This window comes from Acetobacter sp. DmW_125128 (assembly GCF_008704325.1).
GTDB classification, from domain to species: Bacteria; Pseudomonadota; Alphaproteobacteria; order Acetobacterales; family Acetobacteraceae; genus Acetobacter; species Acetobacter oryzifermentans.
Window position 1 is genome coordinate 116,158 of the sequence record NZ_VHOP01000006.1, and the last position, 17,217, is coordinate 133,374.

17 protein-coding genes and 1 pseudogene are annotated in these 17,217 nt (G+C 51.4%); 12 read left to right on the forward strand and 6 right to left on the reverse strand.

Annotated elements, in window-relative coordinates:
• Window positions 1-84: 84 nt before the first annotated feature.
• On the forward strand, window positions 85-330 hold the full coding sequence (locus FKW19_RS02835; RefSeq protein WP_077929806.1) for a hypothetical protein: 246 nt from the start codon (window positions 85-87) through the stop codon (window positions 328-330).
• A gap of 113 nt (window positions 331-443) precedes the next feature.
• Here FKW19_RS02835 and FKW19_RS02840 read toward each other — a convergent pair whose 3' ends face one another.
• The gene (locus tag FKW19_RS02840) at window positions 444-1,370 is read right to left on the reverse strand and encodes an IS110 family transposase (RefSeq protein ID WP_089179587.1); all 927 of its coding nucleotides are present in this window, start codon (window positions 1,368-1,370) and stop codon (window positions 444-446) included.
• 429 nt (window positions 1,371-1,799) lie between these two features.
• Here FKW19_RS02840 and FKW19_RS15330 point away from each other — a divergent pair, with 429 nt between their 5' ends.
• Together FKW19_RS15330 and FKW19_RS02845 are read left to right on the forward strand one after the other, a co-directional pair.
• Window positions 1,800-1,973: a hypothetical protein gene (locus tag FKW19_RS15330; protein ID WP_162870684.1), complete on the forward strand. Its 174-nt coding sequence runs from the start codon at window positions 1,800-1,802 to the stop codon at window positions 1,971-1,973.
• Window positions 1,974-2,004: 31 nt separating this feature from the next.
• The gene (locus FKW19_RS02845; protein WP_162870683.1) at window positions 2,005-2,982 is read left to right on the forward strand and encodes a patatin-like phospholipase family protein; all 978 of its coding nucleotides are present in this window, start codon (window positions 2,005-2,007) and stop codon (window positions 2,980-2,982) included.
• Window positions 2,983-3,299: 317 nt separating this feature from the next.
• On the opposite strand, the gene FKW19_RS02850 is transcribed toward FKW19_RS02845, so the two are convergent.
• Window positions 3,300-4,331 (reverse strand): hypothetical protein, encoded by a 1,032-nt coding sequence (locus FKW19_RS02850; RefSeq protein WP_089179590.1) that lies wholly within the window; start codon window positions 4,329-4,331, stop codon window positions 3,300-3,302.
• A complete protein-coding gene (locus FKW19_RS02855) occupies window positions 4,324-4,776 on the reverse strand; it encodes a hypothetical protein (protein WP_089179591.1) in 453 nt (150 codons plus the stop codon). The genes FKW19_RS02850 and FKW19_RS02855 overlap by 8 nt, the downstream gene beginning before the upstream one ends.
• A gap of 136 nt (window positions 4,777-4,912) precedes the next feature.
• Between FKW19_RS02855 and FKW19_RS02860 the strand changes: the two genes are divergently transcribed.
• The 5 genes from FKW19_RS02860 to FKW19_RS02880 all read left to right on the forward strand — a co-directional run bounded on the left by FKW19_RS02860 (window position 4,913) and on the right by FKW19_RS02880 (window position 8,290).
• The gene (locus tag FKW19_RS02860; RefSeq protein ID WP_202879007.1) at window positions 4,913-5,566 is read left to right on the forward strand and encodes a hypothetical protein; all 654 of its coding nucleotides are present in this window, start codon (window positions 4,913-4,915) and stop codon (window positions 5,564-5,566) included.
• The gene (locus FKW19_RS02865) at window positions 5,563-6,342 is read left to right on the forward strand and encodes a hypothetical protein (protein WP_193561085.1); all 780 of its coding nucleotides are present in this window, start codon (window positions 5,563-5,565) and stop codon (window positions 6,340-6,342) included. Before FKW19_RS02860 ends, FKW19_RS02865 begins: the two co-directional genes overlap by 4 nt.
• Before the next feature lie 7 nt (window positions 6,343-6,349).
• Window positions 6,350-7,426: a hypothetical protein gene (locus tag FKW19_RS02870; RefSeq protein WP_089179593.1), complete on the forward strand. Its 1,077-nt coding sequence runs from the start codon at window positions 6,350-6,352 to the stop codon at window positions 7,424-7,426.
• Window positions 7,423-8,025, forward strand: coding sequence for a hypothetical protein (locus FKW19_RS02875; protein WP_089179594.1), 603 nt, complete (start codon window positions 7,423-7,425; stop codon window positions 8,023-8,025). The genes FKW19_RS02870 and FKW19_RS02875 overlap by 4 nt, the downstream gene beginning before the upstream one ends.
• 115 nt (window positions 8,026-8,140) lie before the next feature.
• On the forward strand, window positions 8,141-8,290 hold the full coding sequence (locus FKW19_RS02880) for a hypothetical protein (RefSeq protein WP_238331244.1): 150 nt from the start codon (window positions 8,141-8,143) through the stop codon (window positions 8,288-8,290).
• 41 nt (window positions 8,291-8,331) lie between these two features.
• On the opposite strand, the pseudogene FKW19_RS02885 reads toward FKW19_RS02880, so the two are convergent.
• Window positions 8,332-8,766: pseudogene (locus FKW19_RS02885) on the reverse strand (IS5 family transposase); the annotation flags it as partial.
• A 367-nt stretch (window positions 8,767-9,133) separates the two neighbouring features.
• On the opposite strand from FKW19_RS02885, the gene FKW19_RS02890 reads away from it, so the two are divergent.
• The 4 genes from FKW19_RS02890 (at window position 9,134) to FKW19_RS15655 (ending at window position 15,628) form a co-directional block, all read left to right on the forward strand.
• Window positions 9,134-11,131 (forward strand): hypothetical protein, encoded by a 1,998-nt coding sequence (locus tag FKW19_RS02890; RefSeq protein WP_123809150.1) that lies wholly within the window; start codon window positions 9,134-9,136, stop codon window positions 11,129-11,131.
• Window positions 11,132-11,759: 628 nt separating this feature from the next.
• Window positions 11,760-12,992 (forward strand): Swt1 family HEPN domain-containing protein, encoded by a 1,233-nt coding sequence (locus FKW19_RS02895; protein WP_089179597.1) that lies wholly within the window; start codon window positions 11,760-11,762, stop codon window positions 12,990-12,992.
• A 308-nt stretch (window positions 12,993-13,300) separates the two neighbouring features.
• Window positions 13,301-14,140 (forward strand): FRG domain-containing protein, encoded by an 840-nt coding sequence (locus FKW19_RS02900; protein ID WP_089179598.1) that lies wholly within the window; start codon window positions 13,301-13,303, stop codon window positions 14,138-14,140.
• A 792-nt stretch (window positions 14,141-14,932) separates the two neighbouring features.
• Entirely contained in the window at window positions 14,933-15,628 is a 696-nt protein-coding gene (locus FKW19_RS15655) for a site-specific integrase (RefSeq protein WP_238331245.1), read from the forward strand.
• An 8-nt stretch (window positions 15,629-15,636) separates the two neighbouring features.
• Here FKW19_RS15655 and FKW19_RS02910 read toward each other — a convergent pair whose 3' ends face one another.
• The gene (locus FKW19_RS02910; RefSeq protein ID WP_089179600.1) at window positions 15,637-15,978 is read right to left on the reverse strand and encodes a hypothetical protein; all 342 of its coding nucleotides are present in this window, start codon (window positions 15,976-15,978) and stop codon (window positions 15,637-15,639) included.
• A gap of 340 nt (window positions 15,979-16,318) precedes the next feature.
• On the reverse strand, window positions 16,319-16,954 hold the full coding sequence (locus FKW19_RS02915) for a hypothetical protein (RefSeq protein WP_089179601.1): 636 nt from the start codon (window positions 16,952-16,954) through the stop codon (window positions 16,319-16,321).
• Window positions 16,955-17,217 lie beyond the last annotated feature (263 nt).

Below are 17,217 nucleotides of genomic sequence, written 5' to 3' on the forward strand. Positions count from 1 at the left end.
TGTGTGAATCGTAATGTTGCGGGACCCGTCACTTATCATGGTCAGATCCTCGCACAGAAACGGCGTTCTGTCGAAGGGATTATCATGCCGGAAGATCCGCTCCTGCCTCCGCCCGCACACACCCCCGGTCTCGAGGACCTTCATGCCGGGTTGCACGACGTGCTGCGCCTGATCGAGATCGAGCATGCCCTGCTGCGCGGGCGGCTGGAAAGCCTGAAGGCTGACAGCGAGGGCGCGAGGTTGCTGGAAGGGGTTATGGTGCTCGGCACCGTGCTTCAGCAGAGGATGGCAGGGCTGTTGCAGATCTGCCGGGAGATTGGGAGGTTGTGAGCGGCGTGGAGTGTCTCTGCTGGACTGGCCGAAAGGCAGCCGCTTTGTGCGGGACGGCAGAAACGATGATGCAAAAGTAAAGCTATTTGACCGCAATGGGGCAACTGTGTTGATCATGTGATCTGCAAAGGCTGACTTTTCTGGATCATGGCATTGAGGATGACGAGGAGCTGGCGTGCGATGGCGATAAGGATGGTCTTGGGTGGCTTGCCCTTGGCGCGCATCCTATCGCGCATGACAATGAGTGCAGGCACGCGGCGGGACGCGGACAGGGCTGCGATATAGAGGGCTTCGCGGACCTTTCGTCGCCCGCCCCAGATGCGTCGTGCGCCCTTCCATGAGCCGCTTTCGCGTGCATGGGGTGCCAGACCGGCAAGAGAGGCGATCTTGCGGCGACACAATGTGCCGAGTTCCGGTAGTTCGCCGAGCAGGACGGCCATTACGGTCGGGCCGATGCCGGGCACGGTGCTCATCAGGGCGGCCTGTTCCGCGAGCGCGCGATCTGCAGCGATTATGGCTTTGATGCGCTGATCAAGCACGCTGATCTGGGTCGAGAGCAGAGCGATCATGGCCTCGATCTGCTCGGCGATGTCATCATGGCCTGCGCTGTGACGACGCAACTTCTCGGCCTTGCGCATGTCGACCAACTGCCTGCGGCGTCGTAGGAAATCGGCCAATGTCGCACGGGCCGGACTGACCGGGCGGGTGACAGGCAGATCCAGGGCCGCGCCCATCTGGGCCAGCACGCGCGCATCGACGCGGTCGGTCTTGGCCAGAATGCCGGTTGCGCGGGCCAACTCGCGAGCCTGACGCGGATTGACGCGCGAGAACGGATGCGCGCGTTCGGTCAGGGTGGCGATGAGGGTGTCGTCGCAGCCGCTGGTGGCCTCGAAAACGACGAGCACATCAGGCGTGAGCGTTTCGGCCCATTCGGCGATGGCGTCACGGGTATTGGGAATGCGCTGCATCCTGCCGGAAGGAAGGTCGCAGAGATCAAGGAAAGCGCGCGAAAGATCGCAGCCAATGACTGGCTGTGGCATGGTGAGGGTTCCTGTCCATGTCGTGCGGGATCGAAAGTCCCAAGCAACTGTTCAGGGTTGAACGAAGGTGGAAGGGACCCATGCTCCCAAACGGGCTCCAGACCCTCGGGGGGGGACGGGCTCCCTTCCACCGCCCACTTTCGCACATCACCAACAGACAGGGGTAAGCGGAATGTCTTCTTTTACTCAGAAGATCTAACTACCGGACGTTATTAGTCGGGTATAGCGACTAATCGCCTGAGTTTGGAAACTAAGAACAGCAGGTGTATCTCTGAACATTGTATCATAGACATTCGTTGTTCCATGTGGTTCGTTGATCGGATGGAGAGTTTAATGAGATATAAATCAGTTTTCACTGGCATATTAATATTTATACTCGGGTGTTCATCTAGCTTGTTTATTGTATCTATCATAGTATACAAGGATTTCATGGCTGATAAGCCAAGAGGCGTTGTGGGAAAAGATATTATTCTGCATCACGAAGCAACGTATAGGATGCCCGGGAAAGATATTTTTGTATTATCTATTGATGGTGGCGGAATATTTGGAATAATACCTGCGCAAATCATTGTGGAATTAAATAAAGAATTATCATATATATAAAAAAAAGATAAATCACGGGTCTCCGCCAGAATTGTGGGAATATTTTAACACAATATCTGGGACATCCACTGGATCTATAATAGCGGCCGGACTATCGATTGACCAAGGTGGGGGTCATGCACTTTCTCCAGAAACAATCCTGAGTGAATATAAAAAAGACCTATTTAAAATAAATGGCTATCGTGCAGGTGAAAACTGGTTTTTTCAATCTTACGACGTAATCAAGTTTTTAATAACAAATGATCCGATTTATAAAATAGATGGTGTTGAAAATGAAATAGAAAACATATTTCTCAATAAAACTATATCGACCTCTTTGAGTTACTTGGTTATTCTATTCGTTTCTGTAAATGATGGAGGATTTGCTTACGCGACAAATGAAAATGTATCATTCCCAAATTATTGGTTCCAAAACAAGCACATGACATTTTCATCGGATAAAATGCCTATATCTAAAATCATTATATCCAGTTCATCAGCATTGCCATATTTTGCTCTCTCAGATTTTAAAATTCCGCTGAGCTATGAATTAGAATCCGATCTTTCTAAGAAGGAACATCCCCACGAGTTTGTTGGAGCTGATGGAGGTTTTTATCAAAACGATCCAGTTTTTTTATCTATTTCGGAAAGCCGTCGGAAATTTGGCAGCGATTCTAACATACACGTAGTTTCTTTAGGTACAGGCTTATCTCCCAGATCCTCTTACGAAACCATGGATGATACATTTACTTATCCGGTTAAAGGACTTGGCGTTTTATTTCATCTCGCGGCAGGATTAATGCGATCATCTTCATCTGTAGCTAATGAGTATTTCTTAACAGACCCAACTATCGAATATTTTCGTATTGATAGAGCTCTTCCAAGTGGGTTTAAAGAAAATATTGCTGATTCGTCAAATGAAAATACGAAAAATATTCAATGCCAGGCTAATATCATCTCTAACTCTGCGCATGAAATGATACATAAAATTGCTCTAGAATTATTTGAAAGCAAGTTTCCGTACAAATAGATTATATCATTATTGATATTAAGGGCCGTCTCGGAACACGTCACATAGTTTTGATGGAGTATCAAATGAATCTTGCGGTTCTTGATGGTTCAAGCCAAATGCAGATATTTGAATAGACGATGTGAGCTATTCGGAAGTAATTTTTGTTTTTCTTGCGATCGACATGTGGGCGGGTGCCCCCTGTCTGATCCCATCACTCGCGGCGTTCACGTTCATGACACCTACCAAGCACTTTAAGCTGTTCCGCGTTGATCGCGCGAGCAGACGCTTCTTACAGGAACGATCATTTCTGTGTCAGGCCTTCGGGCATGAGGTGTCTAATCCATGCCCCGCGGCGTCATATCCTCCTCGCTGGTCTTGGACACTACATCAAGCAAGTTTTTGATTTCCGGAACAATCGAATCTTGCAGCAATTCCTCCGCCCATACGGCTCGCTCCTCATCGCCAAGATCGCGCACCGTGCGCAGTGCGATCATAAGCCGGTGGAGTAACGGCAGCGACTTTTCCTCTAGCACAGTGGCGACAAAGTGCTCCGCGCCGTCCCATGGGCGCATCAACATTCCCGCCATTGCCTGCGTCGTCGCTTCGATCGCGCCCTGGTCTTTACAAAGCACCCGGCCATGTGGACCCAGGTCATGTTCGAGATGCCCGAGACCGAGTTGGTTCGCACGCAGCAGCGGGAACGGACACTGCCCGATCTGGAACAGGATCGTCGCGTCGATGCGATCGGTGTCGTCGCCAACTCGTGCGGTCGGAAAATGCGCCAATTGTCCGAGGATCATCCAGCCGGTGACGTTACCCATCATCTGACTGCGCTCTGGCCCCATTTCGACCGGCTCGCCGCGCACGTTGCCGAACCTATCCGACATCCAAGCCTTGCCTCCCTCGATCTTCAGATAAATTGTCTCTCCTTCCGGCGTCGCGCACGCGATCAGCCGATCTTCGACCAGTTCCTCGTGCGGCTTAATCGAGAATAGCCCTTGGATGATGCCTGCGCTGAACCCACCGGTAGTCTCGGCTAGAGTGCGGATCGCCTGTGCGCCGATCAGGTCCCCGAGGTAAACACCCTCCAGCCGACGGCCGAGCCACTCGCCGGCTTTCATGGCGTCGCCGCTCGCGCGGTGTTCGAGGATGGTCGCCGCGGCGTCAGCTAGCTCGACCATGAAAGCCGCCGGGATAGTCGGAAGCACCACATCCTCTCGGCCTTGACGATAGGCTCGGACATGGCCCGCGGCCTGAAGGCCGGCCAACCGTTCCCGGGATTCTTGCGACAGGGCGTCCTGCCGCACCACAAATCCAGTTGACTGCGCAAGCGCTAGATCAGCCACGCCCGACAAGTCGTCAGCCATAGCGTCCCTCGCGTGCAATATCGACTAGGCGCAGATCCAGCGTCGGTGCGAGTATCACCCCCTTATCCTCGTCGGCATAGCGCGGATCGCCAGCGACATTGTCGTAGAGCGCACGCAGCACCCATGGCGCACGGTAATCCTCGCAATATTCCGCGCCTGCGGCGAACTTGATTCTGACCTGCACCAGTACAGCCTGCGCGAGCCGAAATTCCTCGAGACCAAGTGGACCAAGTTCGATCTCTGTGCACTGCGCGCCGATCCCCGTTTTAGTTCGGCCGTTCGTCGTGCGTGTCAGGCCTTCACGCTGATCGGCGGTAAGAATTACCTTGAGCTTCGGTCCGAGCTCCAAGCTCGCTAACTCGTGCAGATCGGTTGCCATCGGCGTCCCGGGCTCAATACCGTCGATCGCGACCACCAGCGTCGGCCCGACCTCGGCGCGCGACACCCGTGCAGTTCGAACAACAGCAGGTTTTGAATGCTCAAGGCGTCTAGAAAACTAGGGGCTATTCAATCTGCTTCAAACAGTCGATACGTTTTTCGAACCGATTATGATCACGGTTCTGGGGCCACGGAGGCGGACATTGCAAACCAAAGACCAACTGCCGCGTATCTTTCAGGCCAACCTTGCGCGGTTGTTTGAGCAGGTCATTCAGCCTGCGATGGAGGCGCTGCCAGTCCACGCATCGCTCGAATGCGGCGAGGCAGCGACGATGGACGAATTTCTCGATCGCGCTGCGGCCCAAGTCGATAATTACACTGCGAACGAGGCCGCTAAAGCATTCACACTGACGCTCGCAGGGATTTTCGAGCGTCAGTTGAGCATATGGGCTCGCGCTGTCTATCTCGATTTGGCGATCGAGATGCCGAAGGCACGCGGATTTCAGGAGTTCCTAGCAATTTGCGCCGAGCGTGCTGGAATCGACGTCCAGCAAACGGGGGTGGGAAGCGACCTCAATGAAATGTTCATGGTTGCCAATGTGGTTCGCCATGGCGAGGGATCGTCGTGCGAGAAGCTGATGGCGATCGCGCCTATGCTGTGGGACGACGCAAGCAACGACTACCATGATCTGTTGGCGGGGCCTCGAATTCCGAGTGAGCATCTCAGAATCCGGATGCGGGACCTTGTTCGCTATATTTGGGCGACGACCCGCTTCTGGGGTCTAGCCGATCCGCTGCCGATGGCGGTGACTGATCCGCCATATCGTGTTGAGGCTCGGGGCGGGGAAAGCGCATGACGGATTCCTACGAAATTTATGATGAGCCGGACGATCAGCCTCGCTACCGCGATGTTTCGGAGATCGGTACGAGCGATATCTACAACGCTCTGATGAGCTTGGCTGGCTTCGCCGGGAATCCCTATCTGGTCATGCAGGCGAGTCAGCTTTGCCTTGTCGACAATTCGCTGAACGCGCTCGAACAGGAGGTAATGCGCCACCGGTTTGATGACGAGCCTCCTCGCGGGAAGATCGCGTTGGCCGGCGCACTTTCGCCTATGTGGATCTACGCGGCCTACGAGCTGCAGCGAACGTGGCGTCAGCGTTGTGAGGAGGTCATCAAGCTTGCCGAGAATGTGGGCATCGATCTCAAGGCAAGCCATCTCGAACGAGATCTAGGCTATCGCCACTATGATCGTGAGCTGCGCGCGCAGCAATTGCGGGATGCCCAGTCGCGGCCCGAACTTGTTGAACAGATGCGTCTCGATCTGCGGCGGACGGAGATGGGCTTCACGACGCTCGAATTTATCCGGGTCGCGCTCGCAAAGCACGAGGTGAGCAAGAAGGGAGCGAAGAAGCCCATCGCATTCGCGCCGGGCCTTGCTCGGATCAATCGCTGGTGTGGTTCGATGGAGTATGAACTGAGCAATGGTGGCGGCATCATCAGCTACGTCACGCGTCGAGACATCGCCGAGAGCATTCGGTTCATCCCAGAGGCGGAAAATCCGAGCGATGAAGATCTGGCAGGCTTCCGAGCCTATATGAACCCTCCCGATATCGAGGCGCCGACCGGGTGATGGGATCATGACCGATCGGCCGCCACCGGAGCACCCAAAGACCAAAGCCTTCGATCTGTTCGCTGTGGTGGCTGCGTTTGCACGTGCACATGCTATCGCGCTGAACGATCCGGCGTTGGTTGAAAGCTTCATCACTGACGCGGCGCTCAAGCTGAACGAGGCATTGGCTGACCCGACGCTGATCCATGGCGCGCGGACCGAACGCCTGTTCGAGGCGACTGTTCTCAGCCTGGGGTATTTTCGATTGCTGAAAACCGAGGACGTTGGTCGCGTCCATGCTGCCAATATCATTCGGGCGCCGGATTTTAGGGTGGTGCTCGTTGACGGCGAGCAGTGGTTGGTTGAGGTCAAGAACGTCCGATGCAAGGACGCCTTCAAGCAAGAGACGCGAATGTCCGCTGCCTATCTGGCCTCGCTCCAGGCCTATGCGGACATGGTCGGTACGCCGTTGAAGTTGGCGATATTCTGGTCACTCTGGAGTATTTGGACGGTCATCTCGCCGGATCGTTTTCGCCGCCCAGGCGGCGGCCTTCACATCACAATGAGCGATGCATTCCGAGCCAACGAGTTCGAGAGGCTTGGCGAGGTCATCATCATGACCAAGACGCCGTTACGGGTCGTGTTCGGAGCCAATGCCGACCTGCCGCATTCGTTAAGTGCGGACGGGCTGGCCAAGTTCGTCATCGGGTCAGCGAAACTCTACAGTGGCGCTGTGGAGCTGACTGCCCCCAGGGATCGCAAGCTCGCTTGGGTGCTTTTGCGCTACGGCGAGTGGTCCATGGACGGGCCGCTTGCGGTCACGGACGCTGGCGCGTTTGCGGGCGTGGAGTTTGTCGCAACGCCGCAGGAGCCGTCGGATCAGGGCTGGGACGGCATTGGTTCGGCGAGCCGCATTTTTAGCCGGTATTATGCCGCGCAAACCATCGATAAAGACCAAGTTATCCAGCTCCATGGAAAAGCGGCGCCGGAGTGGTTTGCTCCGCTTTCCGATTGGGATTTCAAGAACAGCAAGCTACCGCTCTTGTTGGGGCGGATTCAGGCCTCGCCGCCTGTCGATGACGGTTTTGAGGAGCAGGGTGATTGATCAAGGCACTGGTTGGATGGTTCCAAGCGCTCTTTGCAAGACGTAAAGAACAGAGGATTGAAGAGGTTACCTTGAGACAAATACCGCACCTGATCGATTTCGAGACGCCGTCTGACGAAGCGATCTGCCTTCATGAGGCGGGTCATGCCTGCGCGGCCCTAGTGGTCGAGCTTGTTCCCGAGTTCATAGAGTTCGTTGACGACGCTGGCTCGCAGGGACGCGCGCGCAATCGAATACCAGTTGGAGAGCCACAGCAGCGACGGCTGGTAGCGTGCGCCGCATATGCCGTGGAGTACAATCTGTACATGGCTGGACGCCTGACGAACGCCACCGGCGTAACGATCGATCAGAAAGCCTTCATCCAATTGGCCATCGGCAGCAACGCAGCGCACGATAAGGTCCAATTCTTCGGCGAAAATCGCGAAGGCCCGGATAAGAGATGGCCGGCGTACGACGATGAGACCTTCATGGCTACTGGCCAAGGACTCGCCAAAATGCTCCCGATGGATCTTGTCGTCGCGCTGGCGGAAGCGATGTTGAATGAGCGCCGCGTGGAACGCGAGCGAATCCTAGAGATCGCTGCGCCTTTCTTTAAGTAGCGCAGATCTCAGCTACCGCCAGAAAGCTCAGTGTTTTCAATCAGTAAGTCCATCATGAGCGCTCGCTCTTGAAAAGTGTCAGAAAACTACGCATATTTCTGACAGAAGAATGGCCATGGAACGCTTGGGGGCCGCCACACTGGTCTGGGCGACGGTGGTGGGCTTTACCGGGCTGGTCAACGAACTCCAGACGCCACTGTTCGGCCTGTGGCGCGTGACCGATGTGCGCCAGATTTTGCGGCCTTACCCGCCGTCACGATCCTGAATGTCGGCGGGATGCACGACAGCTGCCACGACATGACCCTACGTGTCGGTCGTGATATGCCGCTTGCGGCCTCTGATCTTCTTGCCCGCGTCATAACCGCGTGGACCGCCGTTTTCAGCAGTTTTAACCGACTGGCTGTCAATAATGCCTACCGAAGGCGTGGCGTCTCGCCCGTCCTGCTCACGCGACAGGATCACGAGAATATGGTTCATCTCTTCCCATCGTCCCTCGCGGATCCAACGGTAGAAATAGCCCTGCACGGTCGTGAAAGCGGGGAAGTTACGAGGCAATTGTCGCCACTGGCAACCCGTAGTGACGATATAGAGGATCGCCTCCATGACCCGGCGTAAATCCGTACGTCGTGGTCTCCCCAGTCGTTTCCTCTCGGGCATCAAAGGCGCAATCAGCGCCCAATCCGCATCGCGAAAGTCGCTTGCATACTCTAGGTCGTCCCTTTGATACTGCGCACGGGTGATTTCAGTCTAGGCCATCTTGATCTCATTAGGTTCTCGTAAACCCATGAATCATAACCCGCTGAAATCACTCAACTCATTTTCGGTCAGACACTTAGGGGACTATTCTTTCCCAACTGTAAGACGGGCCCCTAAGCTCACCATCAATGATTGGAACACGAAGTATGATGCACAAACAGATGACCGATTTTTGTTCTGGGACTTATGTCTGCTTTACGAAAAATCAAAATATTACCTAAGTGTCCAAGATGAGGCGACAGGGACAAGACATTGATTCAGTCAATCGCGTGTGTAGCTATGCTGGACCCTTGTAATTCCTTCACTCCCAAGCCATAAAAATCGGAATATTGCGGTAAATACGGAGATTATAATGATATTATTTTCGAGAGAAAGACCACAAAAAAGACCGGATGGAGTTCAATTCGAACAATGGTTGGAAGATTTCAATCCACAACCAAATAATGCAGAAAAAAAACTTATTGATGCATGTATGCGAGGAAAATTATGCAAAATTTCTACGTCACTTCCTCGTGCAAATGATACAAACTCCGAAAACACTATTCGCGCGTCGATTATTCGCTTTTTACTACTGGGAGGCGATAAAGCACATCCAACGCATCAACGCGGTGTTCAACTGGCGGGTGCATGGATCGATGGTGAACTTAATCTAAATAATTGCGTCACAAAAGGCAGACTTGTAATAATAAAATGTCATTTTAACAAAGGGATTTCGGCTTTAGATGCTAGTCTAGTCGGTTTTTGCTTGGTTGGAACTAATATTCCGCGCATTAATGCAGATCGCGTGCAGATTGCAGGCAATCTTATGATTCGGCGTGGATTTAAGGCGGAACATACGATTAAAATTGTTAATGCTGTTATTGGTGGAGATCTAGATTGCCGAGGTGCACACCTTTGCGCCGAGCGAGGATTCTCTCTTGATGCAGCGCGTATCCGCGTACGTGGTAATGTCTATCTGAGTAGAAGATTTTATGCTTCTTCAAGAATTGTGTTGCATGATGCGCGAATTGAAGGGAGCCTAATATGTACAGGTGGAGAAATAGTTACCACTGATAAAATTGCCATTGCCGCAGATCGATTGGTCGTCAACGGCACAGTAAGTTTTACTAATGGATTCAAATCTTGTGGAGAAATACGTCTTTATGGTGCGAATATTGGAAGTAACCTGCAATGCGTAGGAGCAACATTTAATACGATAACGGACGCTACTATTTGCGCTGATGGCATTAGTGTGAAAGGGGATGTTTTTCTAAGAGACGATTTTACTTCTAACGGTGAAGTTAGATTTCTTGGCGCCTCAATTGGAGGAGATCTTGATTGCTGTAACGCAACATTCAATAAGGATCCAAAAACCCCCGAAGGTCGGGCGATAAATCTTAGAAATGCATCTGTTGCTGGAAATCTAAGACTTTATCGTAAAAATGATCCATCTAATAACGCAGCTACTGAGTCCATATGTACCTTTAATGGTGCTATCGACCTATCAAGCGCGCACGTTGGAACTTTAATAGATAGCAATAAAAACTTAGTAAACGAATTACCTCATTGCTGGATTTATGGAAAACACTATCTTGATGGTTTTACTTATAATCGTATTGAAGGAACGATCTCCGCTTCAGGCCGCATTAAGTGGCTTAAGACACAATATTGGAGCGGAATAGGAAGTAATTGTTTCTATCCCCAGCCGTGGGAACAAATAATCAATGTATTGTATGCCTCTGGATACCCAAATGAGGCTGCCGATATCGCCATTGAAAGGCAGAGAGAGCTTGCTCGGTGTGGAAAAATTGGTGTCCGCCCTAAATGGGAGAAACCTGCTAACATTTGCGATTTTAGAAAAGAAATCTGCTCTTGGCTACGACAAGCTATCGTTTACATCCTACAGGTATCATTTCATTGTTTATCCGACAAATTAACAGGATTTGGATATAAGCCTCTCAATGCGTTTTTTTGGGCGCTACGCATAGTATGTATCTGCGCAGTTATATACATTTTTGGTAATTTAGATGGCTATATGGTTCCAACAAACATGGTAGTGGTACAAAACTGTAATAAAGAATATATTTTATCAAGCAAAGAAACTCATAATATAAATAAAAATCAACAACTCTGCGTTCCTGCTGAATACACAAAATTCCAACCGTTTTGGTATTCGTTAGATGTTTTTCTTCCTATAGTAAATTTGGGACAGAGAGATTATTGGTCTCCTCAAGTTTCTGATAATAGAGGAAAAACAATTCCATTTGGTATGGTGTTGCGCTGGATTGTATGGATGGAAATATTATCAGGATGGGTAATTACGTTGTTTATTACGGCATTCTTAGGTAATGTAGTTAGAAAAACTAAATAATTTTCTAATTATATATGCCATATATTTTAAATGCAGAGGTGCATGTGTGTCCGTTATTTGGGCGGTTTTTGTGGGGGGCAGTTCATGATTGCAACCAGATAAAGGCAGTCCTGACGTATTGGTATATAGGTGATATCAGCACACCAGATTTGATAGAGAGTTTTACTAAGGATACGTGAACTACGGATGCATGGCTTTTCTACAACAAAAAATAAGGTCGGTTTCTGGCTCTGAATATGTCTGCTTTCGGTTACTGCCACATAAGCATTTAATGACCGACATGAGGCGATAGCCGCCTGTTTGCTTGTCACGCGCTAAGCGGACCTACTGCTTCCGCCTCATAGGGGTCATTCGTCGACCCAAAGTAACTTCCAGAAAGCGGACACTTGTTTAATCTCGGGCCACGATCAAACGAGGCCGAGCCGTTGTTAAATCCCGATAATCGCACTGTGATTATGTTTGGCAATGAAGAGTCTATTTTCTTTAACCATACCGGTGTATTAAAATTGATGTTAGTATGTGTTCTTATGCTCTGTGGTTAAATCGTAAGTCGTGTCTTGCCCAGAAGTGTATAAAATTCTGTCAAAACGTGGTGTTAAAAGGTCTGTTCTAGCGGGTGAGGAAAGTGATGGAGAACGATCCGCTTAACCAGATGACGAAAGCGTTGGAGAACCATCCGCTTAACCAGATGATGAAAGCGATGGATAACCACCCGCTTAACCAGATGATGAAAGCGATAGATAACCACCCGCTTAACCAGATGATGAAAGCGATGGATAACCACCCGCTTAACCAGATGATGAAAGCGATGGATAACCACCCGTTTAACCAGATGATGAAAGCGTTGGAGAACCATCCGCTTCATCAGATGACGAAAGCGTTGGAGAGACAAGCACCCGAGTTACTAGCCTTTCAGGAGCGAGCAGATGCTCTTCAGCGAGCTTGGCCAAGCAACGCATTAGCACCTGGGCTAGCGTTTCAACCATCAGTGGAGATGATCGCTTCACTTAGCGCTCAACTGGCCCATGCAATCGGACCCTATCAATCCGCCACCACATCGATAAAGGCATGGGAGCGTAGTCTAGCAACCGGGATGGCTGGGCTTGATGCGCCTTGGGCCATTTCCGAGCATCTGGGCCAGTCGATGATCGGCTTCGCGCGTTTAGCTCGCCTCGGTGAAGCTGTTCACGCGACTGTGCCATATGCCAAAGACGTAGGTGAATTTGTCACAAGCGAACTGGGTTCTGTAGTTGAAACATCACACGATGTTTCCCCTCTTGCTCGCGATGCGGCCGCAATAGATGCAGGTCTCAACCCTGAACTGATCGCTTTTCCTCGTTCGAGCTACAACCGTGTGGTGTTCTCTGCCGGCTTTGAGTTCAGCATTCCCCCTACTTCACCGCCTCAGGCAAAGGAAAATAACGAAACAGACGCTACGTTTGATCCATCTCATGGACACATATTGACCCACGTCGAGCAACGGCTGCGTCAATTTATAACGCAGCGTCTTCATTTACTATCTGGAGACAACTGGATCAAACAGCGAGTTCCTGAAGCCCTAAGAAACCGTTGGTTGAGCCGTCAAAGCGACGATCGGAGTTCGAGGCGGCCCGTTTATGATCTTATTCAGTATGCTGATTTTATGGATTTGGCCGACATTGTTGTCAGAAAAGACAACTGGCATGATGTGTTTGGGGTGGTGTTTCTCGAAAAAGACGACTTTGTGATCTCATTTCGACGTCTGCACCCCATTCGCAAGGCAATTGCTCACAGCCGCCCAATCGGTCGCGCAGATATATTGATTTTGATGAGTGAGGCAACGCGTCTTCTTCACGCTTTGGGTGAACGGACTATGCTTTGATTATGTGTGCGTGGCTCTTATTCCCTCATTGATTATATGATAAATTGACTCAACGCTGTGCAAATATCTCTGTATCAAACCGTTGAAATCGGCGTAACAGAACGACGGCTCTCGCCTCATCTCGGACATTCAGTGTATCACTGCAACAACTAAAACTGGACATAGCGACACCCGAAGGTCCGAAGGCATTAGCATCAACGTTGACGAGATATACTTCACGGCGCATGCTTGGAAATAATACAATAATATAAACAAACCTGTATGCGCGGTGAAGTTTGGATCGCTATAAATTTATAGGGTTGACGTAAATGGTTTCCGAGGTCGAAGCAAAATCCATTGTAGATTTTCTACAAGTCCTGAAAAATCTCCCAGACGTTGGGTCACCGTATTGGTTCCGAGGGCAAGGTGATGAAAATTTTCACCTGACACCAGGTGCCCTGCGTCGCAGTGTGAAGATCACAGATGGGTATGGGCAGAAGCTAAGGAGAGGGCAGATTACTCGTTCTGATTCTGGCGATTGGTCAAGTCCGGATCCCAAACGCATGCTAGATGCTTTCAAACGAGAAGCACGACCCTTTCTGGATAGCCAGCCCCTCAACGATTTCGAGTGGATGTTCTTGGCGCAACATTATGGACTTCCCACGCGACTACTTGATTGGACAACAAATGCTCTAGTGGCTTTGTATTTCGCTGCATCTTCCGCCTACCAAGACAAATCTGAAAAATTTGCAGTATTTGTAATAGATCCTGGAAAATTTAACGAGGCCACGTGTGATATTAACCACCCGATAGACATCGCCGCGCACGCAGACCATTATTCAAATTACGTAGACGCTGACCGGGGCGCTTTACTGCCAATATGCGTGACTGCTCCACATATAACACCTCGTATTCGCTCGCAGTCTGGTCATTTCACACTTCATGGTTACATGATGACACCTATTGACACAATGCATGTAGTTTCTGAGGCAATAACAAAAATATTGCTTCCGACCTCTAATGCTAAGACGTTAATTAACGATTTAGAGATCTTGGGTATAACAAGAAGCTTTATTTATCCCGGGTTAGATACTATCGCATTTGATATACGCAATAGAGAAAACAAGCGCTGGGAAATGTGGCTAGAAGAATATTTCAATAGCCCCTAAATAGTTGATCGCTCTTGCAATGTTAAGTTCCTGCAGAGCCGCACTAAGACTTGATAAATGTCTGCTTTTGGGTGATTTAGGTAAAAAAAGCACCGACCGCTTCCCCCCCCCAAAGCAGAAGATCGGCCTACAGATTGATGTTTCAAACACACAATCCATAACAAGATAGCTATTTGATTTTATTCCAACGATATCAATAGGTTCCAGTTCTCAGTTTCGTTGCAGTCGGCACGCCAATCTTTCCAATGACTTAGAGTTTTGGTCGCGGAATGATTGAATGCTTTTGGGCCCACCTCGGGCCCATCGCCAAAAAAGACGATAAGCACATGGTCCCAATGGGCCCATGAAAAGGCTATGCTGGGCCCAAGCGAGGCTCACCATGAAAGATCGAATCACTTCTGCCAAAATTGATCCAGCGACAGGCCGTCCGCTCCCGGCCGGAGTTGAATATCGCGGCAAGGGCCAGTATCGGGCCCGCAAGCGTATCGCAGGCGGAGAGCGGATCCATCAAACCTTCAGCTCGGCCAAACTGGCCCGGCGCTGGCTGGACGCGACGTCCGCCAAACTGGAACTCGGACAGTTTGAGGACACACGACCGCTGGAACGTCAGACTGTCCGCGAACTGGTCGACCGTTATGTGCGCGAAGAGATGCAGACCCGGGACAATGATCGCAAAGGTCACATCCCCGCTATCCTTCAGGACGAGATCGCGCAGCTTGCATTGGTCGATCTGACCTCACAGCAGTCCGTGGGCTCCGGGATCGGCTGGCTGAGAAATACAGCGCTGCGACGGTGGTCAAACGCCTCAATCTGCTCGCTGCGATCTGCCAGCATGCGATCGCAGAGTGGGACCTGCCTTTCTCAAAAAACCCGGCTGCCGCAACGGCGGTCAAGCGACCCGCTGGCGCAGACAAGAAGCGCAACCGTCGTCTCATTGGTGATGAATACGACCGCCTTCTGGAAGCCATGGCACTGTCCCCTTGGCCGGACGATGCCATATTCGTCCAATTCGCCATTGAACAAGGCACCCGACGGGAGGAAGCCCTGACACTCCGTTGGCGTGACATTGACTTTGATCGTTATGCCTTGTCCTTGGGAAAAACGAAGACCATGCATCGTGCTGTGGAGCGTGGTCCGGAAATCCGTCCTCTGACACCCGGAGCCGCCCGCCTGCTTCGGTCCCTTCAGGCACAACGCAAATCCGCCCGGCCCGGAGATCTCGTCTTTGATATTGGTAGCAAAGATGCTTTTTCAGTCCGGTTCGGACGGATGACGAAGAAAGCAGGCCTCAAGGACCTTACCTTCCATGATCTTCGACATGAGGCGACAAGCCGCCTCGCACGGATTTACACCAACCCACTCGAACTTCGTCGCGTGACAGGTCACAAAGATATCAAGTCCCTGGACAGGTACTACCAGCCTCACACGGAAGATCTGGCCGCCAAAGCAATCGCGTATGAGAAACGCAACTTTGCCGATAAGGACTAGCGTTTCCGTCAGGCTGTCAGAAATGACAGCCTGATCAGAGCCACAAGCAACAGAGCAGCGATCACAATCCAGAAACTGAAATCCGGACTGAATACCAGACTCTCTCCGCGACCTCGCCGCTTTTTCCGGAGCTGCTTTCTCTCTGTTTCCAGAATCTTCCGCTCAATAAAATCATCAAGCGCCTTCACCGGAAAACACCGCACCCGACCAATTTTCACCGACTGAATTCCCAGCTCTTCATGCTGATTTCGTAGCGTTCCTTCTGCAAGACCAATATACGCCGCTGCGGCAGAGTAACGCAGCAGGCCACGAAACTCTCTTTCCTGAACTGTACTTTTATCCGACGACATAGTACATCCCTTCCTGCTTTAAGAGCCCACTCAAACATAGGATCCGGCAAAGTAGCACTATCAGATCCCCATCATCTCCCTTTATCCTGAACATCGTCACAACCTCCATGAAGGGAAGCTGACTTCACTCGATGCTCGGGGCCTGAGCCTCGAATCATGTGCCAATTTCCCTGTTACAATCAGGGTATGAGACATTCCTGAAACAGCAAGACGGTTTTTTCGCAATTGTTGACACCGTTCGGCTCCACTCCGGATACCAAAACTGATGTCGTGCGCTACCATTCCTGGCGCGGGAGTTCCGTTTCCGGTCACCCCACGCCTCAGACATCGGTTCTTGTCCTTATAGCGACATCTCTCTGTCACGCCCGTCGTCAGCGATCCGGCCCACCAGAGACTGGCAGAGTGCCTTCAGGTCTTCCGGACGCGCCAAAAGATCGAGAAAGATGCAGACCGGGGTGATGCCAACACGGCGGTAGAAGGCTTCACGCCGCTCAAAGCGCTCCAATCCCCGGCGCTCATGATCGTTGCGGGTGATGCGGTTCACACCGCAGCAGCCGATCACCTCGATAAAGCAGGCGGCATCTCGACGTCGCAGCGTCAGATCCGCTTTCTCGGGCCCCACATCAGGCATGATCGGCTGGTGAAGATCTATTTCCATATCATGATGTTTGAGAGAATCCAGTATCTGATACACGATGCGTTCAGGCAGAGATTCCAGCGCCTTTCCATCCGAAGCTGTGGTTCCCGTGGGCGGCAGCTCGGGCCAGCGAGCCCTCGCCTGGGCATCGACGCGAGCCCAGTCCCGCTGACCAGACTCACCGATGAAGACCAGATGCTGACCGGCAGGGCCGAGGTAACGACAGATGGCCTCGCTCGGTGGAGCGCCGAGCGCACGGGCCAGGTCCCGATAGGTGATGAGATCGGCTTCGGTGGGGTGAAAACGGGACAGCGTAGCGTCGCCTGAAGAGCGAAACATTCTTTATTTTCCTTATGAAACGAGAACAGACGCGATATGAGCGCGCCTGTTAATGGAAGAAAGGGATATGAGTGAGGAGGAGTGCGTCAGTCGCAGCCGGAGCCTTCGCCATCCAGAATCTTGCTGGTCACGCACCGGACCTTGCGTCCGATCATGCGGGTCAGGATAACGACGCCTTCTAGGCTCAGGACCTATTAATTTATTGAACTGAGCGAGCGGTTGTGATTCAGAGGCTTACCGATGGAGGGTGGGCCTGTGAGTGA